This is a genomic window from Thermobifida halotolerans (assembly GCF_003574835.2).
GTDB classification, from domain to species: domain Bacteria; phylum Actinomycetota; class Actinomycetes; order Streptosporangiales; family Streptosporangiaceae; genus Thermobifida; species Thermobifida halotolerans.
Map to the genome: position 1 here is coordinate 548,036 of NZ_CP063196.1, position 21,359 is coordinate 569,394.

Sequence of the window (21,359 nt, forward strand, 5' to 3'; positions counted from 1 at the left end):
GCGTGAAGCGTCAGGGCCGCACGATCTCCCCGCGAGAGGTGCGGCCCTCGTCGTCGCGGCGGCCGGTGCGGTGGTCCCGCCGGTCAGTACATGCGCCGCACATGGAAGGCGCTGCCCCGGCCGAGCGGGACCTCGGCGACGAAGGTGTGCCGCTTCATGCGGCACCAGGCCGGGATGTCGGTCCGTGCCGCCGGGTCGTCGGCGGTCACCGCGATCACCGATCCGATCGGCACCTCGCGCAGTCGTCCGGCGAGCATGATGATCGGCACGGGGCACTTGCGGCCGATCGCGTCGATGGTCAGCAGCGGCTGCTCCAGCACCGAGACTCCTTGTCCAATGGGGGTGTGTCCTAATCTTTACCCCGGTGGGCGGCTAAAAGGCACCCGGTGAAGGACCTCGCGGACACAGCGATAATCTCCCCTTAGCCAGTCCTGCGGTCCCCGGGGCTGCCGAGGTTACGGTCAGGGCTGCACCCTCACAACGGACGCCGCGCAACACGCTGACCAGCGATCCCCGGAGTCGGGAGGCTGGGGCGTTCGCGATAATGTTTCCGCTTGACAGGCTTTTGACATACGACCCGCCCGCACACACGGTGCGGCATCACCGCTGGGAAGGCAATCCGTGAGTCCGACCCGCCATAGGAATCGGCGCCACGCGCTGCGCCGATGGGCACCACGCGGCGCCATGCTCGCCGCGCTGGCTGTGGCCGCGACCGGCTGCGCGTCGAACGAGTTCACTCGTCTGGGGCTGCCGGAGCCGATCACCGAGCAGGGGGAGCGTGTCCTCACGCTCTGGCAAGGCTCGTGGGTGGCGGCGTTCGCGGTCGGCATTCTCGTCTGGGGGCTGATCATCTGGTCGGTGATCGCCTACCGCAAGCGCTCCGAGCAGCTTCCGCCGCAGGTGCGCTACAACATGCCCATCGAGGCGCTCTACACAGTTCTGCCCGTCATCGTCATCTCGGTGCTGTTCTACTTCACGGCCCGGGACCAGACCTACCTGCTGGAGACCGACGAGCCCGCCGACGTGAACGTCGACGTGAACGCGTTCCAGTGGAGCTGGCAGTTCACGTACGAGGAGGAGATCGACGCCAACGGCAACCCGGTCTCCGTCGCCGGCGTCCCGTCGACCAGCAAGGACGAGCTGCCGGTCCTGGTGCTGCCGAGCGACAGCGTCGTGCACTTCGACCTGGCGGCCCCGGACGTCATCCACTCGTTCTGGATCCCGGCGTTCGCGTTCAAGATGGACGCCATCCCGGGCCACCCCAACGAGTTCCAGGTCAAGATCCAGGACGGGACCGAGGGCGACTACGAGGGCCGCTGCGCGGAGCTGTGCGGTTACGACCACTCCCGCATGCTGTTCATCCTCCGGGTGGTCAGCCCGGAGGAGTACCAGACCTGGATCGAGGAGCAGAAGGCCAACCCCCCGGAGCTGCCCGCGATTCCCGAACTGGAGGAGGACACTCCGGCCCCCGACCCGGCCCTGGGCGACGTGAGTGAGGAGGGGGGCGGAACCGACACCGGTGACGCGCCCGACGAAGAGGATGGTCAGTGATGACGACGACGGCTGATACTCCGACGACCGCCGGGAAGTCCGCCGCGCCGCGACGGACGCCCTCCCAGGGCGCCAAGATCGTCAACTGGTTGACGTCGACCGACCACAAGGTCATCGGGTACATGTACCTGATCACCTCGTTCGGCTTCTTCGTCGTCGGCGGCATCATGGCGCTGCTGATCCGCGCCGAGCTGATGTTCCCCGGCATGCAGCTGATGAACAACGAGACCTACAACCAGTTGTTCACCATGCACGGCACGGTGATGCTGCTGCTGTTCGCGACCCCGCTGTTCGTCGGCTTCGCCAACGTCCTGGTGCCGCTGCAGATCGGCGCGCCCGACGTCGCCTTCCCCCGGCTCAACCAGTTCGGGTACTACCTGTTCCTGTTCGGTGGTCTGATCGTGCTGGCCGGGTTCATGACCCCCGGCGGCGCGGCGAGCTTCGGCTGGTTCGCCTACGTCCCGCTGTCGGACGCGGTGCGCTCGCCCGGACTCGGCGGCGACCTGTGGATCATGGGGCTGGCCGTCGGTGGTCTGGGCACCATCCTCGGCGCGGTCAACTTCATCACCACCATCCTGTGCATGCGCGCCCCCGGCATGACCATGTTCCGCATGCCGATCTTCACCTGGAACGTGGCGCTGACCAGCATCCTGGTGCTGATCGCCTTCCCGGTGCTCACCGGCGCCTTCGTGGGGCTGGCCGCCGACCGCGTCGTCGGAGCCCAGGTCTTCAACCCCGAGCACGGCGGTGCGCTGCTGTGGCAGCACCTGTTCTGGTTCTTCGGCCACCCGGAGGTCTACATCATCGCGCTGCCGTTCTTCGGCATCGCGACCGAGATCCTGCCGGTGTTCAGCCGCAAGCCGATCTTCGGCTACAAGAGCCTGGTCGGCGCGACCATCGCGATCACCGGGCTGTCGGTGACGGTGTGGGCGCACCACATGTTCCCCACCGGCGCGGTGCTGCTGCCGTTCTTCTCGTTCATGTCGTTCCTGATCGCGGTGCCCACCGGCGTGAAGTTCTTCAACTGGATCGGCACCATGTGGCGCGGCCAGCTCACCTTCGAGTCGCCGATGCTGTTCGTCATCGGCTTCCTGGTCACCTTCCTGTTCGGCGGGTTGACCGGTGTGCTCCTGGCCTCCCCGCCGCTGGACTTCCACGTCACCGACTCCTACTTCGTGGTGGCCCACTTCCACTACGTGGTGTTCGGCACCGTGGTGTTCGCGATGTTCGCGGGCTTCTACTTCTGGTGGCCCAAGTTCACCGGGAAGATGCTCAACGAGGCGCTGGCCAAGTGGCACTTCTGGACGCTGTTCGTCGGCTTCCACGGCACCTTCCTGGTCCAGCACTGGCTGGGCGCCGAGGGCATGCCGCGCCGCTACGCCGACTACCTGCCCGGCGACGGCTTCACCCTGCTCAACCAGATCTCCACGGTCTCCTCGTTCGTGCTGGGAGCCTCCACCCTGTTCTTCCTCTGGAACGTCTGGTACACCGCCCGGCACGGAAAGAAGGTCACCGTGGACGACCCGTGGGGCTACGGCAGTTCCCTGGAGTGGGCGACCTCGTGCCCGCCGCCGCGGCACAACTTCACCTCGCTGCCGCGCATCCGTTCCGAACGCCCCGCGTTCGACCTGCACCACCCCTACGCGGCCCCCGGCGCCGCCCCGGCCAGCGCGAAGTAGAAGGGAAACACCATGCGAGTTCAGGCGCATCTGTTCATGGGCGTTTCCAGCTTCTTCGGCGGGGTCGCCGCCATCTACGCCCTCGCGAGCTGGTACGTCCTCGGAGAGGTGGAGTGGACCGGGACGGTCGCGCTCGCCATCGCGGTCGGCTTCGGCTGGATGGTCGGCTTCTGGCTGCTGCAGGCCACCCGGCGCAGTGAGCGCTACCACGGCCTGCCGCCGGAGGAGCGGATCGACGCCGAGGTCGACGAGGGCGCCGGCGAGTACGGCTTCTTCAGTCCGCACAGTTGGTGGCCGCTGTTCGTGGCCCTGGCGGTGGCGTTCACCGCCGTGGGCGTGGTGATCGGCTGGTGGATGACGATCATCGGAGCCCTCGCGCTCCTGCTGACCGTCATCGGCTGGGTCTTCGAGTACTATCGAGGCGAGTTCGAGCACTAGGCGGATCCGCAGAACACGCCGCGGGCGGCGCTTCCTTTCGGGGGGCGCCGCCCTTTCGGTATCGTTTTGGTCACGGGCCTGGTGTATGTCGAGAACAAGTGACGTGCACCCGAGGCCCTTTTCATTTTTCTTTGAACCTTTCCGCCTGGTTGCGCGTCTTACCACGGCGAAACCCTGTTCACCAGACAAGGCAGATACTGGAGGTCGCACGCGTGGAGGGCAGTGTATTCCCGGCGGCTCGCCGTCTCGGGGTCGGATTGGTGGCTACGAGCCTCCTCTTCACCGTGGCGTGCTCCGGTACGGGAGAGGAAGAAGCCAGCGAGGTCAGCAATGACGTCCCGGCGGTAGAGCTCACCATCGTCCCCGCCGACGGGGGTTCCGACGTCCGCCCGGACACCCCTGTCACGGTTACCGCGACCAACGGAACCATCGAGGACGTCCAGGTCACCCAGAGCTCCGCCCAGGGGGAGGACACCGAGTCCACTCCTGAGGAGGAGGGTGGCGACGGCCTGGACGCCGTCACCGGAACGCTGAACGAGGACGGGACCGAGTGGGTCAGCGACTGGACGCTGACGCCCGGCAGCACGGTCACGGTCGTGGCCACCGGAAAGAGCGCCAGCGGCGAGACCGTCGAGGCCACCAGCGAGTTCACCACGCTGGAGGCCACTCCCGGCCAGCGGTTGGAGCTGCAGTCGAACTTCCCGGTCAGTGGTGACGTGGTCGGTGTGGGCATGCCGATCATCGTCAACTTCGACCTTCCGGTGCAGAACAAGGCGGCGGTCGAGGCGGCGATGGAGGTCGTCTCGGACAAGCCTGCCCAGGGGGCCTGGAACTGGTTCGGCGACCGGACGGCGGTGTTTCGCACCGAGGAGTACTGGGAGCCGTACCAGGAGGTGACCGTCAACATGCGCCTCGCCGGGGTGCAGGCCTCCGAGGGTGTCTACGGCATCGAGAACTACCAGTTGAACTTCGAGGTCGGCCGGTCCCAGATCAGCGAGATCGACAACGACACCCACCGCATGGTCGTCACCCGCGACGGGGAGCAGATCCAGGACTTTCCCATCAGCAACGGCGACGGCAGCACCCGGGCCTACACCACCACCACGGGCGTCCACCTGACGATGGAGAAGTACCAGCACCTGATCATGGACTCGGCCACCGTCGGTATCCCCGAGGGGCACCCCGACTACTACCGCCTGGACGTCAACTACGCCGTCCGCATCTCCAACAGCGGCGAGTTCACCCACGCGGCTCCGTGGAACACGGACCTCGGTGTGGCCAACCGCAGCCACGGCTGCACCAACATGAGCACCGAGGACGCCAGGTGGTTCTACGAGAACTCCTACATGGGCGACCCGGTGATCATCACCGGCACCGACCGTGAGCTGGAGGTCGACAACGGCTGGGGCTACTGGCAGCGCTCCTGGGACGAGTGGCTGTCCCACAGCACGCTCGGCGAGGCGGACCGGACCGACGAGCCCGGCTCTCCCGGATCCCCGCACGGCACGGCGGCCGAGGAGCAGGCCGAGGCCGCGGAGTAGATCCCGACACCACCGGGAGGACCCCGGAGGCCCCCACGGCGTGGCCGTGGGGGCCTCCGGCTGTTCCGCAGGTCCTGCGGGGTGGGTGGCCACGGGTTGGCGGCGGCAGGTCGAGGCGCCCCCGGCGCCGTGTCCGGGCGCGCCTCCGCGGGCGGACGGGCCGTGAGGACACCGGAAACCTCGGGCTGGTGCCCTGTGGTGCGGGACCGTCTTCGAGGGTGCGGGTGGGTGGGGCCGTGTCCGGACTCGGCGCCGGGGGCGCCTCGACCGGTCACTGGCAGCCGGTGGTGTCCGGTTGTGGGGGTTGGGGTGGAATGCCTCGGGCCGGTCGGCACGGGACCGGCTCGCGGCCTTCGCACGCCCGACGCCCCGAGAACCCCACCGGCAAAGTTCAGCCGGCCCGTGGGAAGTCTCCAGGCGCCCTCGGGGCCCAGCGGACCCCTGAGAGCGGTGTGGCCGCAGAAGCGCTCTGAGGCCTGCTGAGGGCACGGAGAAGGCCCGGCGGCTCCCCCTGCCGCCGGGCCTTCTGTCCGTTCCGTGGTGGGCGCCTCAGCGCCGTACGGTCAGTGCTGGCCGACCTTCTCCTCGGACTCGGCCTGCTCCTTGTGCAGGTGGCCGTGCGGCTCCACACCCTCGAAGGACACGTTGTCCTTCGTGTACCAGCGGGCCAGCCCGCCCCGGAGCCTGCCGAGGAGGCCGCGCGTCGCGGGGGACTCCACCCCGTTGGCGTCCACGGTGGGCGTGGACGTGCGCGGCTGGTACCTGGCGCTCTTCAGCACCTCGACGGTCTCCGGCGAGGACTCCCGGTGGACCTCGACGAACTCGCCGCCCGGAAGCTGCGTGATGGTGCCGCTCTCGTACCCGTGCTCCAGGGTCTCGCGGTCCCGGCGCTGCAGTCCCAGGCAGATCCGCTTGGTGACGATGAACGCCACCACCGGCCCCACGAGCAGGGCGACCCGGAAGATCCACGTGGTCGTGAACAGGCTGATCTGGAAGGTGTGCGACAGGATGTCGTTCGACCCGGCCAGCCAGAGGACGCCGTAGAAGGTGATGCCCGCGGCGCCCAGACCGGTGCGGACCGGGGCGTTGCGCGGCCGGTCGGCCACGTTGTGCACCCGCCTGTCCCCGGTGATCCAGGCCTCCAGGAACGGGTACACCGCCAGGCCGCCGAAGAGCAGGCCCATGAACCCCAGGCCCGGAATCAGCACGCCGGTGACGATCGCGTATCCCCCGATGTCGAAGTCGAACCAGTTGGGGAAGAGCCGCAGCGATCCCTCCAGGAAGCCCATGTACCAGTCGGGTTGCAGGCCCGAGGTGACGGAGGTCGGCGTGAACGGCCCGAACAGGTGGATCGGGTTGATCTGCACGAACGCGCCCAGGCCCGTGACGACCGCGAAGGTGAGGAAGAAGAAGGCGCCCGCCTTGAGGGCGAAGGCCGGGAACATCGGCGTGCCGACGACCTGCTTCTCCGTTCTCTTCGGGCCCGGATACTGGGTGTGCTTCTGGTACCACAGGATCATGATGTGCGCCACGATCAGCGCCAGCAGGATGCCCGGGAGCAGCAGGATGTGCAGCATGTACAGCCGCGGGATGATCGCCTCGCCGGGGAACTCGCCGCCGAACATGAAGAACGACAGGTAGGTTCCGATGACCGGGATCGACAGCAGCACACCCTGGAAGATGCGCACACCCATGCCCGACGGCAGGTCGTCGGGCAGCGAGTAGCCGAACAGGCCCTCGACGATCGCGAGGGTGAAGATCGCGACGCCGATCAGCCAGTTGATCTCGCGCGGCTTGCGGAACGCGCCGGTGAAGAACACCCGCAGCATGTGGACCACCAGCGACGCCACGAAGATCAGCGCCGCCCAGTGGTGGATCTGCCGGATGAGCAGACCGCCGCGCACGTCGAAGGTGATGTACAGGGTCGAGGCGTAGGCCTCGCTCATCCCCACCCCGCGCATGCGCTCGTAGGAGCCCTCATAGGTGGTGTGGGCCATGCTGGGGTTGAACCACAGCGTCAGGAACACACCGGTCAGCAGCAGGATGATGAACGAGTACAGCGCGATCTCGCCCAGCATGAACGACCAGTGGTTCGGAAAGACCTTGCGCAGGTTCTTCTCGCCTGTCTTGGCCAGGTAGAACCGGTCGTCGATGTAGTTGCCGATGCCGCGCAGCGCCTTGGGCGCCCGCGGTGCCTGGTTGTCGCTCATCAGTCCTCAACTCCAACATCCCAGAAGGTCGGGCCGACCGGGGCGGAGAAGTCTCCGGCCGCGACGAGGTAGCCCTCGTCGTCGACCCGGATGGGCAGCTGCGGCAGCGGCCGGTGCGCCGGACCGAAGACGACCTCGGCACCGTTGGCGGCGTCGAAGGTGGACTGGTGGCACGGGCACAGGATCCGGTGCGTGGTCGGCTCGTACAGGGCCGCGGGGCAGCCCACGTGGGTGCAGATCTTGGAGTAGGCGACGATGCCCTCGTACGTCCACTCGAGCTGCTGCTGCGACATCCCCGCCTCGAAGTCCTGCGGGTCCATCCTGATGAGGATGATCACCGTGTTGGCCTGCTCGTCCAGGCTCAGCCCCTCCTCGGGGTCCTCCGGCTCGGGCAGCGCGGAGATCATGCCGCCCGTGGTGAGGTCCTCGGCGCGGATGCGCTGGGTGGTGCCCTCGACGACGATGTGCCGGCCGTCCGCCCAGAGCGTGTTCTTGAGCTTGTCGCCGGGCAGCGGGCCCATGTCGCGCAGCAGCACGACGGGGGCCACCCCCAGCGGCACCATGGCCAGCAGCAGGGTGCGCCGCATCAGCGGGCGCCTGGTGAAGCCGCTCTCGTGGGCCCCGCGCATGAAGAACTCGCTGAAGGAGCCCTTGTCCTCCTCCGACGACGACAGGTCGTCGTAGGGGGAGGAGACCTCGTAGTGCGGCAGGACCCGGCGGGACCACACGGTCATACCCGCGCCGATGCCGAACAGCGCCAGTGCGAGCGTGCCGCCGATCAGCATGTTCGAGACCTGGGTGGTGCCCGGGTCGGAGATGGAGGGCTGCCCCTCGCCGAGCGGCGCGAACGAGAAGTAGCTGACGAAGAAGCCGATGCCCGCCAGGAACGCGACGAGGAACCACAGCGAGGCCATCCGCTCGCCTTTGCGCTGCATCTCCTCGGAGCGGACGTGCGTCTCCTCGGCGAGGTACGGACCCTCGTGTCTGCGGTGCGGGTCGCCCGTGGCGGTGGCCAGTGTGGCGCCTTCGGAGAGCGACGGGGTGCCGATGACCCGTTCCCGGGGCTTGTCTGCGCCGGATCCGGCGTCGTGGTGGTTGGTGTTATCAGTCATGGGCTCGCTGCTTCGCGGTGATCCAGATCGCGCACGCCACGATCAGGCTGAGGCCGATGGTCCAGCCGATGAACCCCTCGGCGACCTGGCCGACCCTGTCGAGGGAGAAGGGGCCGCCGGCGTTCGGCTCGGCCTGGAGTTGTTCGAGATAGGAGATCAGCGCCTGCTTGTCCTCCGGAGTGATGGTCTCGTCGCTGAAGATGGGCATGGCGCCGGGGCCGACGATCATGGCCTCGTAGATCTCCTGCGGGGAGGCGTAGAGGAGCTCGGGGGCCCAGCGGCCCTCGGTGAGGGCGCCGCCCGCGCCCGACCAGCTGTGGCAGTGCGCGCAGTTGGCCATGTACAGGCGCATGCCGACCTCGGTGTCCTCGCCGCTGATGTAGGCGGCGTAGTTCTCCTCGTACTCGGCCAGGGCCTCCTCGTAGGCGGCCTCGGATTCGAACTCGCTGCGCAGCGGCGCGTCGTCGGGCACGTTGTACGGGATGGCCGGGCCGCCGCCGAACGCGCTGTCCACGTAGGCCGCGAGGTCGGCGATCTCCTCGTCGGAGTAGACCTGCGGCCTGCGGGGCATCTGGTTGTTCGGGTCGGTGGACGGCATACGACCGGTGCTGACGTAGAAGTCCACGGCCGCGGCGCCCACGCCCTCCAGGCTCGGCCCCCAGGCGACGGCGCTGCCGGTCTCCTCCGGGGAGCGTCCGGTGCCGTCCTCGCCGTGGCAGCTCATGCAGCTCTGCGTGTAGATCTGCTTGCCGTTGGCGATGTCGACCTCGGTCGCCTCTTCGGGCTGGGCCAGGGTGTCGGCCACGGCTTGGTCAGGGGTGGGAGCGACGAGGGCGTAGCCCACCCCGAGAAAGGCCAGCGCGAGGATGACGACGACATACCCCGCCAGGGGATGCCGTCGCCGCGCGGTAATCCATTTCACGGTTTCCCCGTTCGGGTCACTGGAGTAGGTAGATGGATGCGAACAAAGCGATCCAGACGACGTCGACGAAGTGCCAGTAGTAAGACACGACGATCGCGCTGGTCGCCTGCTGGTGGGTGAAGCGCTTCGCGGCGTACGTGCGTCCCAGCATGAGCAGGAACGCGATCAGACCACCGATGACGTGGAGACCGTGGAACCCCGTGGTGAGGTAGAACATCGAGCCGTAGGCGCTGGACTGCAGCGTCAGCCCCTCGTGCACGATCAGTTCGTAGTACTCGTAGCTCTGGCCCGCGATGAAGATCGCGCCCATGACGAACGAGATGATGAACCACTTACGGAGCTTCTTCACGTCACCGCGCTCCGCGGCCCAGACGCCGAGCTGCGCGGTGAAGCTGGAGGCCACCAGGATGACGGTGATGGTCGTGGACAGCGCGACGTTGAGGTGCGCGTCAGGCCACGCTCCGAGGTCAGGGCTGCCCTTGGTCACCGATCGGATGGTGAAGTACATCGCGAACAGCGCCGCAAAGAACATGAGTTCGTTGGCAAGCCACACGATGGTGCCAACACTCACCAGGTCAGGTCGCTTAGCCGCACCATGCACTGGTGTCGGTCCTGTCTCTTGGTTCGCGGTTACTGTCGCCACGCCAGCATTATTGCGGTATCTGGCGAGGGGTGCTGCCCGACCCCCCGTAACGCGTCAGGGCAGGCGGCGTCCCCGGGGGTGCGCGCTGAACTCGTGCTACTCGCGCGAACGCCCCCGCCGCGGTCGCGGCGGCGGTGTGCTCCCCGGGTTTCGGACCGACCCTATACGTTCGGCTCCGGTGGCCGCGAAGGGCGCCAACCGGCAACACCCTGTCGTCTTCGGCGGCACGAGGCAATAGGCTCCCAAGGAGCACCCCGGCCAGTGTAAGGACGGTAACCATGGCGAACACCGGAACCGACAAGTCGGCTTTGATGCGCGTCCTCGTCTACAGCGACGACGCCTCCGTCCGCGAGCAGGTACGCCTCGCGATCGGCCGCCGCCCCGCGGCCGACGTGCCCAGGGTCGAGTTCGTCGAGTGCGCGACCGCCCCGGCGGTCCTCAAGCGCCTCGAGGAGACCCGCATCGACGTGGCCGTCTTCGACGGCGAGGCCAGGCCCGCCGGAGGGATGGGCCTGTGCCGGCAGGTCAAGGACGAGATCTTCGAGTGCCCGCCGGTCCTGCTCATCGTCGGCCGCCGCGACGACGGGTGGCTCGCCGCCTGGTCGCGCGCGGACAAGGTCGTCAGCCACCCCGTCGACCCCGTCGCCCTGGCCGAGTCCCTCGCCGAGCTGATGCGCGAACGCGCCCGTCGGTCGGCCATCGCCCGGTAGGCCCGGAAGAAGCGGGTAACAGCGACCGTGTCACTCGCCCGCGCCACCGCGACACCACGCGGCGGCCGGTTCCTCCGGCCCTTCGCCGGCGCTTCACGTCACGGGGCGGACACCGCCCGATGGCGCTCCCGCGCGCCCTCGCCGTGTCCACCCCCTCTCCCGGTGAAAGCTAAGGAAGCAAGGAATCCCTGTGAGTGAACGAACCTGGTCCCAACTGATCGGAGCGCTGCTGGACGGCGCGTCCCTCTCGGCCTCCGACACCGAGTGGGCGATGAACGAGATCATGTCCGGGTCGGCCACCGACGCCCAGATCGCGGGTTTCGCGGTCGCGCTGCGCGCCAAGGGTGAGACCGTCGCCGAGGTCCGCGGCCTGGCCCAGGGCATGCTCGACAACGCGGTGGAGATCTCCGTCCCCGGACAGACCCTGGACATCGTGGGCACCGGCGGCGACCGCGCGCACACCGTCAACGTCTCCACGATGGCCTCCATCGTCGCCTCCGCGGCGGGCGCGCGCGTGGTCAAGCACGGCAACCGGGCCGCCTCCTCCTCGTGCGGCACCGCCGACGTGCTGGAGCGGCTGGGCGTGGTGATCGACCTCGACCCCGAGGACACCGCCGCGGTCGCCGAGGAGGTCGGGATCACCTTCTGCTTCGCGCCGCTGTTCCACCCGTCGCTGAAGTACGCGGCCAGGACGCGGCGGGAGCTCGCCGTCCCCACCGTCTTCAACTTCCTGGGACCGCTCACCAACCCCGCCCGGCCGGTCTCCTCGGCCATCGGGGTCTTCGACCGGGGCATGTGCGAGGTGATCGCCGGGGTGTTCGCCGACCGGGGGGCGCGCGCCCTGGTCTTCCGCGGCGACGACGGACTCGACGAGCTGACGACCACCACCACCTCGTCGGTGTGGGTCGTGGTCGACGGCGCGGTCCGCCACGAGCGACTGGACCCCGCCGACCTGGGCATCGAGCGTTCGGCGCCCGACGCGCTGCGCGGCGGCGACGCGGAGTTCAACGCCCGGGTCGTGCGCGACCTCCTGGACGGCCGCACCGGCCCGGTGCGCGACGCGGTCCTGCTCAACGCGGCGGCGGCGCTGGCCGCGGCCGACGGCGTCACCGGCTCCCTCACCGAGGCGCTGCGCGCCCAGTACGAGCGGGCCGCCGGGGCCGTGGACAGCGGCGCCGCCCGGCAGCGGCTGGAGGACTGGGTGGAGGCCAGCCAGGCCCGCACCAAGAAGGGCTGAGACACGGTTCCGTCCCGCGCCGGGCGCGCGGTCCCGTTCGGCGGGGCCGCGCGCCCGCGCCGTCAGAGCCCCAGTGAGAAGGCCGCCTCCAGGTCGTGCCGGGAGTAGGTGTGGAAGGCGATGTGGGTGTCCGACGACAGCACGCCCGGCACCCTGTTGATCCGGCCGGGGATCACCTCGGCGAGTTCCTGGTGCTCGCGGACGCGCACGACCGCGATCAGGTCGATCTCCCCGGTGACGGAGTAGACCTCGCTGACCCCCTCCAGGTCGGCGATGGTCGCGGCGACCTCGGGAATGCGGCCCACGTCGGCTTTGATCATCACGATCGCGGTGATCACGTGTCCTCCTCGAAAAAGAGAGCGTCCGACGGCCTCAGTGCACGTCGGACAGGCGGGCGCCCGCCCCCCAGCGGACGCGGTAGACGAGCAGCCCCACGACCAGACCGGTGAGGAAGCCGTAGACGTGTGCGGCGTAGGCCACGCTCCCCTGCTGCTCGTCCGGGTAGAGGCTGCTGCTGAGGTAGAGAAAGTAGTCCAGCGCGAAGAAGGTGGCCACCAGCATCCACCCGGGCAGCCGCACCGGGAGGATGCCCAGCAGCAGCGTGGTCACCCTGCTGCGGAACTGAACGACGAGGTAGGCGCCCAGCACCCCGGAGATCGCGCCCGAGGCGCCCACCATCGGGACCACGGCGGGCCCCTCGGCGAGGGCGAAGCCGTAGCAGGCCGCCAGTCCCGTGCCCAGGTAGATGGCCGCGAAGCGGAACCTGCCCAGCCGGTCCTCCACGCAGGGGCCGAACACGAACAGGTACACCATGTTGCCGACCAGGTGCCAGGCGTCGGCGTGCAGGAACATCGAGGTGACCGCCGACACCCACGGCCACGTGCCGGCCGGGTCGACGGAGCACACCGCGAAGGAGTCCACCTGCTCGGCGCCCAACCGCGTGCCGGTGAGCAGTTCGGCGGGGAAGGCCGCCCAGCGCAGCAGGTACTGCTCCAGCGCGCACACCCGGGCCGACGGGTCGCCGTACCAGACGGCCAGCATCGACATCGGGGACAGCAGGTAGACCGTGACGTTCACGGCGACCAGCGCGTAGGTGACCACCGGCACTCTGCGTACCGGATAGTCGTCGCTGAGTGGAATGCCTGCCATAGGCCCCGTGTCCGTTTCCTCGGAGAACTCCTGTCGTGACTCAGTCTGTCAGGATTTCCGGCTGATTTTGCGCCCACGGAGTGGCGTGCCGGTGAATCAGGTGCCGGTACCGCTCCGCCCCGCCGACCGGGCAGACCCAGTCGCGTTCCACCTCCAGCAGCCGTGTCCCCGGCGACTCCAGCCAGCGCAGCAGGCACTCGGTCTCGGCCGCGTCCGCGCGGGGCAGCGAACCCGTCCCCGCGGGGACGGTCTCGGCGGTGGCCACCAGCGCGCGCAGGAAGGCCCGCGGGTCGCTTCCGGGACGCATGCGCCCGCTGGCGGCCAGTCGGCCGTGCCGCACCACGCACAACTCCCAGTCGTCCCCCACCGGGCGGGCCGCCACCAGGTGGGGCACGGCTCCCAGCGCGCGCAGCCGCTGCGTGCGCGCCGCGGCGCCCAGGAACGCCGACAGCCGGTCCCGGTGGACCGCCGCCTCCTCGTAGCGCAGCTCCCGCGCCAGCGTGGCGACGTGCGCGCTGACGGCCTCCACGACGGAGGAGACGTCACCGGTCATCGCGCGGGCGGCCGCCGCGGCGTGGACGGTGTACTCGGCGGGGGACTGCGCGCCCTCGCACGGCGCGCCGCAGCGGCCCATCCCGGCCAGCGCGCAGGCGGCGCCCCTGCGGGGCGGGGTGATCCGGTGGGAGCAGCGGCGCAGCGGGAAGGCGTGGTGCAGGGCGTCGCGCGCCGACTCGGCGGCCCGGGTGCCGGGGAACGGGCCCAGGTAGCAGGCGCCGTCGTCACGGACCTCCCGGACCACCGCCAGCCGGGGGAACGTCTCGGCGGTCAGCTTGAGCCAGGGCGCGCGCTCGGGGTTGCGGGAGCGCCGGTTGTAGGGCGGTTTGCGTTCGGCGATCAACCGGAGTTCGCGGACCTCCGCCTCCACGGCGGTGTCGCACACGATCGGCGTGACCCGTTCGGCCAGACCGACCATCTCGCGGATGCGGGGCCGGGTCTCCGACGCGGTGAAGTAGGACCGCACCCTGGTGCGCAGGTTGACGCTCTTGCCGACGTAGAGGGACGCGCCCGAGGCGTCCTCGAAGACGTAGACGCCCGGCGCGTCCGGGATGCTGTCGGCGAGGTGCCGCCTGCCGCGCTGCGCGGGCGTGGGCGCGCTGCGGAAGGCCCGCAACTCCTCCCAGGTGTCCACCCCCCGGGAGCGGAGCCGTCCGATGAGGCCGCGCAGGACTCCCGCGGTGGCCCGGGCGTCGTCGAGCGCCCGGTGCGTGGGCCGGTCGGCGACCCCGAAGAAACCGGCGAGCGTGCCGAGCTTGTGGTTGGCGACCTCGCCGCGCGCCACCAGGCGGCGCGCCAGCCGCAGGGTGTCCAGCACCGCGGGGGAGGGCCAGCGCGTTCCGTGCGCCGCGCACGCGGCCTTGAGGAAACCCACGTCGAACGGGGCGTTGTGGGCGACCAGCACGGTATCGGGGCCGAAGCCGGCGAACTCCAGGAAGGCGGGGAGCGCCGTCTCGACGGGGGGCGCGGAGTCCACCATGGCCTGGGAGATCCCGGTCAGCAGGGTGACGAACGGCGGAACGGGGGTCCGCGGGTTCACCAGTGTGCCGAACTCGTCCAGGACCCGTCCGTCGCGGACCCGCACCGCGCCGATCTCGGTGATGCCCGCCTCGCCGGGGCGGGGGCCGGTGGTCTCCAGATCGACCACCACGAACGTGGTGGCGGCGAGCGGGGTCCCCAGTTCGTCGAAGGCGCCCTGGACCGGATGCCTGGGTTGTGCCACCACGCCAGCGTACGGGTGTTCGGGACAACGGGGAACCCGCGGGTGCTTTGCGCACACCCGGTCGTCTCCCAGGGCGTTCATGGAAAGATGGCCTGGACTGGTCGATGTCCGCCCGGCCGCGGCCGCTCCGGGAGCGACCGCGCCCCCGTCCGGGCGGCCGGGCCGTGACCGACGGAGGAGGAACGGACTGTGAGGGCTGCGACGGCGCCGCTCGGAAACGGCGGGGCATCGTCATGACCGACGGTTCCGAGCACGCGGGAGAGGAGCACACGACGGAATCCGCGGAGACGGAGGCGCTGGACCGGCCGCTGCCCGAGGCGGTCCGCACCCGGATCATCGAGTACGGGGCCGAGATCCTCGCCGCGCTGCCTCCCGCCGAGATTCCTCCGAGACTGCGCCGGATCGCCAAGTTCGAACCGCGCCGCCGGGCGCGGCTGGCCGGGCCGGACATCGCCGCCCAACTGGAGTCCGACGCCGCGTTCCGCGACCGGGTGGCCGACCGGATGCGCCAGGCGTGGCCGACCCTGGCCGAGGAGCTCGACCGCGGGGAGGTCCCGCCCGCGGTCGACCCGGTCGTCCTCGGGACGGTCGCCTACGTGCTGCGGCCCCCCGGGTGGTCGGCGGTCGTCGAGCGGGTCCACACCGAACTCGACCGCGAGGCCAGGGCCAAGGCCGCGGACAACACCGCGGAGACCATCACCGAGCTGCGCGACAGACTCGACGAGGTCAAGGCCGAGCACCGGCAGGAGCTGCTCCGCCTCCGCGCCGAGCTGCGCGAGCACAAGGCCGAGATCAGCGACCTGCGCCGCAGGCTGCACCACGAGCGCCAGCGCGCCAGGAAGGCGGTGCGCGACGCCGAGCGGTCGGTGGCCGAGGCGCGGGAGCGCAGCGACGACGCGGCCGCGCGGCTGAACTCCGTCGAGGCCGAGAACCGGCGGCTGCGCAACCGGCTGGCCGCAGCGGAGGCCCAGGTCGAGAACGCCCGCCGGGCCGCCCGCGCGGGGCGCAGCGCGGAGGAGGCGCGGCTGCGGGTGCTGCTGGACGTGCTCCAGGAGGCCGCGCAGGGGCTGCGCCGGGAGCTCGCGCTGCCCGCCTCGATCACGCTGCCCGCCGACCTGGTGGCCGCCGAGGCGCGCGCCGGGACCGCCGGGATGCCGGGACTGGGGCTGCCCGCCGACGACCCCGGACTCGTCGACCAGTTGCTGGCGATACCGCACGTCCACCTGCTCGTGGACGGCTACAACGTCACCAAGACCGGGTACGGCACCCGGCCGCTGGCGGACCAGCGCGCCAAGCTGCTGTCCGGGCTGGAGGGCCTGGCCTCGCAGACCAAAGCCGAGATCACCTGCGTGTTCGACGGCGCCGAGATCGACGCCCCGGTACCGCTGGCGGCGTCCCGCCGGGTCCGCGTGCTCTTCAGCAGTCCCGGGGAGACCGCCGACGAGCTGATCATCCGGCTGGTGCGGGCCGAGCCGGAGGGTAGACCCCTGGCCGTGGTCACCTCCGACAAGGAGATCATCGCCGCGGTGCGGCGGGAGAAGGCGCGTACGGTGGCCTCCTCCCTGCTGCTGCGGCGCCTGGAGTGACTCCGCGGTGACCGGGGTCTCCGGTTGTGCCGACAGTTACAATTCCTCATCGCGGTTGAGGGCCCGGAACCGGGTCCGCTAAGTTCTATTCGGAGTCATGGCTGTGCGCGCCGAATCGCGCCGCCGACTCCACGCGTCGCACCCCCAGACGCACCCCCCGCTTCACCAGAACCCCTCATGGTGGACTTTGATCGAAGGAGCGTGTACCGCCCCATGTCTGACAAAGGTGGACGGCGCGCGGCCCGTCGGATCGCGACCGGACTCGGGTTCGTGGCGGCCGGTGGCCTGGTCCTGCCCCAAGGGATCGCGCACGCCGAGCCGACCCAGGAGGAGGTCGAGGCCAAGCTCGAGGAGCTCCACGAGGAGGCCAGCGCCCTCGTCGACGAGTACAACGCGATCCAGGAGGAGTACGAGGCCGCCCAGGAGAAGGTCGAGGAGCTCGACAAGCAACTGGGCGACGAGGAGGAGCGCTACGAGGAGCTGCGTGAGAAGGTCTCCTCTTTCGCCAGCGCCGCCTACATGTCTCCCGACCTGGAGGCGGTGACCACGATCCTCTCGGTCGACGACCCCGCCGACGTCCTGGAGCAGTCCGCGGACCTGAGCTACCTCTCCGAGAGCCAGCGGGCCGAGCTGGAGGAGTTCTCCAACTCCTCCGAGCGGCTGATCCAGCTCAAGGAGGAGAACGAGGAGCTCCTCGCGGACGCCGAGGAGAAGAAGGACGAGGTCGAGCAGAAGCAGGAGGAGGTCGAGGAGAAGATCGAGGAGCAGGAGACCCTGCTCGCGCAGTTCCCCGACGCCGACCCCATGACCGAGGCCTCGAACTCGACCGGCGGCACCTACTCGGGTCCGGCCTCGGGCAACGCCCGCACGGCCCTCGACTTCGCCTACGCCCAGATCGGCAAGCCCTACGTCTGGGGCGGCACCGGCCCGGACGGCTACGACTGCTCCGGCCTCATCATGCGCGCCTGGGGCGCGGCGGGCGTGAGCCTGCCCCGCACCACCTACGACCAGGCCAACGCCGGGACTCGGGTCAACTACGAGAGCATGCAGCCCGGCGACCTCATCTTCTTCTACCCCGAACTGGGCCACGCGGGGCTGTACGCGGGCAACGGGCAGATGGTCCACGCCCCCAGCTCCGGGCGGACCGTCGAGGTGGTCTCGCTGTCGGGGTACTGGTCCAACCACTTCCAGTTCGCGGTGCGGCCGTAGCCCGCGCCTCCGAGGGGAGGGCGGGGGCTGCCCGGAGCGGTGTCTCCAGGGAGGGGCAGAAGGGTCCGGTCGTGACCGTCGAGGGGTCGCGGCCGCCGCGGATCCGTGCGCCTCGGGTGTTCCGTACCGCCCGGGCGTGAGCCGGACGAGAGGTCGTCTCCGGGGGTGACGGCGCGGACCCGCGCCGTCACCCCCGTTTCCGGCTTCGTGGGCAGTCTCTCCCCGGCGGAGACAGGGCGGACCGTGCGGAGCCGGAGATCCCGCCCCGGGGTCCGGGTGGGAAGTCCGGGGCCGGACGGAATCGGCGGACTCCAATGTGATTTCGGGCTTTTGCGAATTTCGTCCCCAAAATAACGAATTGGTTGAGTTCAGCAGCTCGGATGCACTATGTTCATCACCGAGCGAAGTCGTGACTCTCGCCATCACCCGATGGCAGCGACCGCTCCCGCCGTACTCCGCGACCTCCCTCGCACGTTCTGAGCGCGGAGGCCGGGAAACCTCCCTCCTGGCACGCGACCCCCGTCGACGAGTCGTGCCCGGGGAGTTTCTTACGCTGTCGGGACAACTCCCCGTCCCGACCCACACGCGCTTTTCACCGGCAGGCGGACACGGGAGAAAGGTGTGCCACAACCGTGGATGATGACCGCCATGACCGTGGCTTCTGGTGCCGTCGTCTGACGGCCGCGGGCGTCATCGCCGCAAGCCTCCTCGCCCTGACCCCGGGGGTCGCCCACGCCGAGCCGACCGCGGACGAGGTCCGCGAGGAGATCGAGCGGCTGGAGCAGGAGTTCTCCGAGCTCAACGAGGCGTACAACAAGGCCAAGGAGGAGCACGAGGCCGCCCGGGAGAAGCTGGAGGACATCAACGAGGACCTCGAGGACACCGAGTCCGAACTGGAGGAGCTCCAGGGCGCGGTCAAGGCCCTCGCCAGCACCGCCTACAGCGGGGCCGACTACGACTCCCTCCTCTACCTGGTGGGCTCCTCCGAGCCCGACGACCTGCTGGCGCAGTCGGCCGACCTGAACTACCTGTCGGCGAGCCAGCAGAGCAGGCTGGACCGCTACACCGAGCAGAAGGAGAAGCTGGAGCAGCTCCGGGACGAGGCGGAGGAGACCGAGGAGGAAGCCCAGGAGAAGCTCGACGAGGCAGAGGAGGCCCGGCAGGAGGGCGAGGAGAAGATCGAGGAGCAGCAGGCGCTGCTCGACGATCTGACGGCCGAGGAGCAGGCCGCGGCGACGGCCGGGATCAACACGGTCAGCAACTCCTCCGGATCCTCCGGGACGACCTACACCGGTCCGGCCACCGGAAACGCCCGGGTGGCCCTGGAGTTCGCCTTCAACCAGGTCGGCAAGCCCTACGTCTGGGGCGGTACCGGCCCCAACGGCTACGACTGCTCCGGGCTGACCCAGGCCGCGTGGGCGGCCGCCGGGGTGAGCCTGCCGCGGGTCTCCCAGGACCAGTTCTACGCCGGCCAGCGCGTCTCCTGGGACAACATCCAGGCGGGCGACCTGCTGTTCTTCTACAACAGCACCGCGCCCACCCACGTGGGCATGGCCACCGGAGACGGCCGCATGGTGCACGCCTCCACCTCCTCCAAGCCCATCGGGGTGGTGGACCTGACCTCCTACTACCGGGAGAACTTCGTCGGCGCGGTCCGTCCCTGACGGTTCCGCCGCGACACAGCGAAGAGCGTCCCGCCTCCTGTGAGGCGGGACGCTCTCTTCGTGTCCGGCGGCGGCCGCGGGGAGTCAGTCCGCGTAGAGCGCGTCGATCTCGGCGCTGAACTGCTTGGCGATGACGTGCCGCTTGAGCTTCAGCGACGCGGTCATCTGGCCGCCCGCCTCGGTGAAGTCCACGGGCAGGATGGCGAACTTGCGGACCGACTCGGCCTTGGAGACCGCCCGGTTGCCGTCGTCCACGGCCTCCTGCACGGCGGCCCGCAGATCGGGGTCGTCCACCAGTTCGGCGACGGTTCCGGTCTTGCCGTGCTGCTTCTTCCAGAACTCGAAGGCCTCGGGGTCGATGGTGACGAGCGCGGCGACAAACTTGCGGTTGTCGCCCACGACCATGCACTGACTGACGATCGCGTGGCCGCGGATGCGGTCCTCGATCACCGCGGGGGCGACGTTCTTGCCTCCGGCGGTGACGATGATCTCCTTCTTGCGCCCGGTGATGCGCAGGAACCCGTCGTCGTCGAGTTCGCCGATGTCGCCGCTGCGGTACCAGCCGTCCTCGGTGAACGCGTTCTTGGTGGCCTCGGGGTTCTTCCAGTAGCCGCGCATCACGTTGTCGCCCTTGACGAGCACCTCGCCGTCCTCGGCGATCCGGATCGAGGTGCCCGGGATGGGGCGGCCCACCGTGCCGATCCGGTTGGTCGCGGGGTCGTTGGCGGTGGCGGGGGCGGAGGTCTCGGTCAGTCCGTAGCCTTCGAGGATGGTCAGGCCGATGCCGCGGAAGAAGTGGCCCAGCCGGTCGCCCAGCGCGGAGCCGCCGGAGACGGCGTACTTGGCCTCGCCGCCCACCGCGGCCAGGATCTTGCCGTAGACGAGCCTGTTGAACAGGGCGTGCTTGGCGCGCAGGCCGAAGCCCACCTTCCCGGAGTCCAGTGCCTTGCTGTAGGCGATGGCGGTCTCGGCGGCGGCGTGGAAGATCTTGCCCTTGCCCTCGGAGACGGCCTTCTGCTCGGCCTTGTTGTAGACCTTCTCGAACACCCGGGGCACCGCCAGCAGGAAGGTCGGCTTGAACGTGGCGAGGGCGTCGATGAGTTCCGGACCGGTGGAGGGGAAGTGCCCCATCACCGTCTTGGTCTCCACGCAGCCGACCTGGATGATCCGGGCGAGGGAGTGTGCCAGAGGCAGGAACAGCAGGGAGGAGCGGTCCGGCAGGGAGAAGACCTGGTGCATGGGGCCGCTGTTGACGCTCATGACGTCGAACGTCAGGTTGCGCTGGGTGAGTTCGCAGCCCTTGGGGCGGCCGGTGGTCCCGGAGGTGTAGATCAGGGTGGCCAGGTCGTCGAGGGTGACGGCGGTGCGGCGCTCCTCGACGGCCGAGTCGTCGACGCCGCTGCCGGACCCGATGAGTTCACCGAGGCCGCCCCCCTCGATCTGCCAGACGTCGCCGAGTTCGGGAAGGTCACCGGCGACCGCCTTGACCAGCGCGGCGTGCTCGGCGGTCTCGACGAAGACGGCCTTGCTGTCGGAGTCGCTGAGGATCCAGTGCACCTGCTCCTCGGAGGAGGAGTCGTAGATCGGGACGGTGACCCCGCCGACGGTCCAGACGGCGTAGTCGATGACGGTCCACTCGTAGCGCGTCCGCGACATGAGGGCCACCCGGTCACCGTGCTCGATTCCCGCCGCGATCAACGCCTTGGCGACGTCGACGACGTCGTCGCGGAACCGGGCGCAGGTGACGTCCCGCCACTGTCCGTTCTCCTGTCGCCGGAACATCACGGCCTCGGGTTCCTCGGCAGCGCGGGCGAAGACGGTGTTGGTGAGCCGCGTGTCTGGAGGAAGGTCACCCTTCGCGGGACTGGTGTACTCGCGCACTGTTCAACTCCTGGTCCTCGTGCGGGTCGGTGAAAGAATGTGAGGACGGT

Annotated in this window: 18 protein-coding genes; 9 read left to right on the top strand and 9 right to left on the bottom strand. The window is 69.6% G+C overall.

The features are described 5' to 3' along the window. Positions 1-83: 83 nt before the first annotated feature. Entirely contained in the window at positions 84-320 is a 237-nt protein-coding gene (locus NI17_RS02445) for a sulfurtransferase TusA family protein (RefSeq protein ID WP_068692619.1), read from the bottom strand. Between the two features lie 364 nt (positions 321-684). On the opposite strand from NI17_RS02445, the gene ctaC reads away from it, so the two are divergent. From ctaC to NI17_RS02465, 4 genes are all read left to right on the top strand, one after another. Next, the gene (gene ctaC, locus NI17_RS02450; RefSeq protein WP_234402022.1) at positions 685-1,551 is read left to right on the top strand and encodes an aa3-type cytochrome oxidase subunit II; all 867 of its coding nucleotides are present in this window, start codon (positions 685-687) and stop codon (positions 1,549-1,551) included. Further along, positions 1,551-3,230 carry an aa3-type cytochrome oxidase subunit I gene (gene ctaD, locus NI17_RS02455; RefSeq protein ID WP_243597592.1) on the top strand — a complete coding sequence of 560 codons (1,680 nt, stop codon included), beginning with the start codon at positions 1,551-1,553 and terminating at the stop codon, positions 3,228-3,230. Before ctaC ends, ctaD begins: the two co-directional genes overlap by 1 nt. A gap of 12 nt (positions 3,231-3,242) precedes the next feature. Further along, positions 3,243-3,668: a cytochrome c oxidase subunit 4 gene (locus tag NI17_RS02460; protein WP_068692620.1), complete on the top strand. Its 426-nt coding sequence runs from the start codon at positions 3,243-3,245 to the stop codon at positions 3,666-3,668. Positions 3,669-3,925: 257 nt separating this feature from the next. Continuing rightward, positions 3,926-5,209, top strand: coding sequence for a L,D-transpeptidase (locus tag NI17_RS02465; protein WP_243597593.1), 1,284 nt, complete (start codon positions 3,926-3,928; stop codon positions 5,207-5,209). Positions 5,210-5,772: 563 nt separating this feature from the next. Here the strand turns inward: NI17_RS02465 and qcrB are convergent. The 4 genes from qcrB to ctaE are packed head-to-tail and all read right to left on the bottom strand — an operon-like array spanning position 5,773 to position 10,096. Then, positions 5,773-7,419 (bottom strand): cytochrome bc1 complex cytochrome b subunit, encoded by a 1,647-nt coding sequence (gene qcrB / locus NI17_RS02470; protein ID WP_068689774.1) that lies wholly within the window; start codon positions 7,417-7,419, stop codon positions 5,773-5,775. Further along, positions 7,419-8,531 carry a cytochrome bc1 complex Rieske iron-sulfur subunit gene (gene qcrA, locus NI17_RS02475; protein ID WP_068689772.1) on the bottom strand — a complete coding sequence of 371 codons (1,113 nt, stop codon included), beginning with the start codon at positions 8,529-8,531 and terminating at the stop codon, positions 7,419-7,421. Before qcrA ends, qcrB begins: the two co-directional genes overlap by 1 nt. Beyond that, the gene (gene qcrC, locus NI17_RS02480) at positions 8,524-9,453 is read right to left on the bottom strand and encodes a cytochrome bc1 complex diheme cytochrome c subunit (RefSeq protein ID WP_068689770.1); all 930 of its coding nucleotides are present in this window, start codon (positions 9,451-9,453) and stop codon (positions 8,524-8,526) included. Before qcrC ends, qcrA begins: the two co-directional genes overlap by 8 nt. A gap of 16 nt (positions 9,454-9,469) precedes the next feature. Next, positions 9,470-10,096, bottom strand: a complete 627-nt coding sequence (ctaE, locus tag NI17_RS02485) for an aa3-type cytochrome oxidase subunit III (RefSeq protein WP_170163065.1) — start codon at positions 10,094-10,096, stop codon at positions 9,470-9,472. 278 nt (positions 10,097-10,374) lie between these two features. On the opposite strand from ctaE, the gene NI17_RS02490 reads away from it, so the two are divergent. Both NI17_RS02490 and trpD read left to right on the top strand, forming a co-directional pair. Continuing rightward, positions 10,375-10,806, top strand: coding sequence for a DNA-binding transcriptional response regulator (locus NI17_RS02490; RefSeq protein ID WP_068689766.1), 432 nt, complete (start codon positions 10,375-10,377; stop codon positions 10,804-10,806). Positions 10,807-10,996: 190 nt separating this feature from the next. Beyond that, positions 10,997-12,043 (top strand): anthranilate phosphoribosyltransferase, encoded by a 1,047-nt coding sequence (gene trpD / locus NI17_RS02495; RefSeq protein WP_119267975.1) that lies wholly within the window; start codon positions 10,997-10,999, stop codon positions 12,041-12,043. 62 nt (positions 12,044-12,105) lie between these two features. On the opposite strand, the gene NI17_RS02500 is transcribed toward trpD, so the two are convergent. Genes NI17_RS02500 through NI17_RS02510 form a run of 3 tightly spaced genes read right to left on the bottom strand, consistent with a single transcriptional unit; the run spans position 12,106 to position 14,972 of the window. Then, positions 12,106-12,381: an Lrp/AsnC family transcriptional regulator gene (locus NI17_RS02500; RefSeq protein WP_068689765.1), complete on the bottom strand. Its 276-nt coding sequence runs from the start codon at positions 12,379-12,381 to the stop codon at positions 12,106-12,108. A 34-nt stretch (positions 12,382-12,415) separates the two neighbouring features. Beyond that, positions 12,416-13,192 carry a rhomboid family intramembrane serine protease gene (locus NI17_RS02505; protein WP_068689763.1) on the bottom strand — a complete coding sequence of 259 codons (777 nt, stop codon included), beginning with the start codon at positions 13,190-13,192 and terminating at the stop codon, positions 12,416-12,418. Between the two features lie 40 nt (positions 13,193-13,232). Next, complete coding sequence (locus NI17_RS02510; protein ID WP_068689761.1) at positions 13,233-14,972, bottom strand: DEDD exonuclease domain-containing protein; 1,740 nt, start codon at positions 14,970-14,972, stop codon at positions 13,233-13,235. Positions 14,973-15,202: 230 nt separating this feature from the next. Here NI17_RS02510 and NI17_RS02515 point away from each other — a divergent pair, with 230 nt between their 5' ends. The 3 genes from NI17_RS02515 to NI17_RS02525 all read left to right on the top strand — a co-directional run bounded on the left by NI17_RS02515 (position 15,203) and on the right by NI17_RS02525 (position 19,428). Then, positions 15,203-16,555 carry an NYN domain-containing protein gene (locus tag NI17_RS02515; RefSeq protein ID WP_068689759.1) on the top strand — a complete coding sequence of 451 codons (1,353 nt, stop codon included), beginning with the start codon at positions 15,203-15,205 and terminating at the stop codon, positions 16,553-16,555. Positions 16,556-16,768: 213 nt separating this feature from the next. Then, positions 16,769-17,764 (top strand): C40 family peptidase, encoded by a 996-nt coding sequence (locus tag NI17_RS02520; RefSeq protein WP_068689757.1) that lies wholly within the window; start codon positions 16,769-16,771, stop codon positions 17,762-17,764. 632 nt (positions 17,765-18,396) lie between these two features. Beyond that, positions 18,397-19,428, top strand: a complete 1,032-nt coding sequence (locus NI17_RS02525) for a C40 family peptidase (RefSeq protein WP_068689755.1) — start codon at positions 18,397-18,399, stop codon at positions 19,426-19,428. An 84-nt stretch (positions 19,429-19,512) separates the two neighbouring features. On the opposite strand, the gene NI17_RS02530 is transcribed toward NI17_RS02525, so the two are convergent. Then, complete coding sequence (locus NI17_RS02530) at positions 19,513-21,309, bottom strand: AMP-dependent synthetase/ligase (protein WP_068689753.1); 1,797 nt, start codon at positions 21,307-21,309, stop codon at positions 19,513-19,515. Between the last annotated feature and the right edge of the window lie 50 nt (positions 21,310-21,359).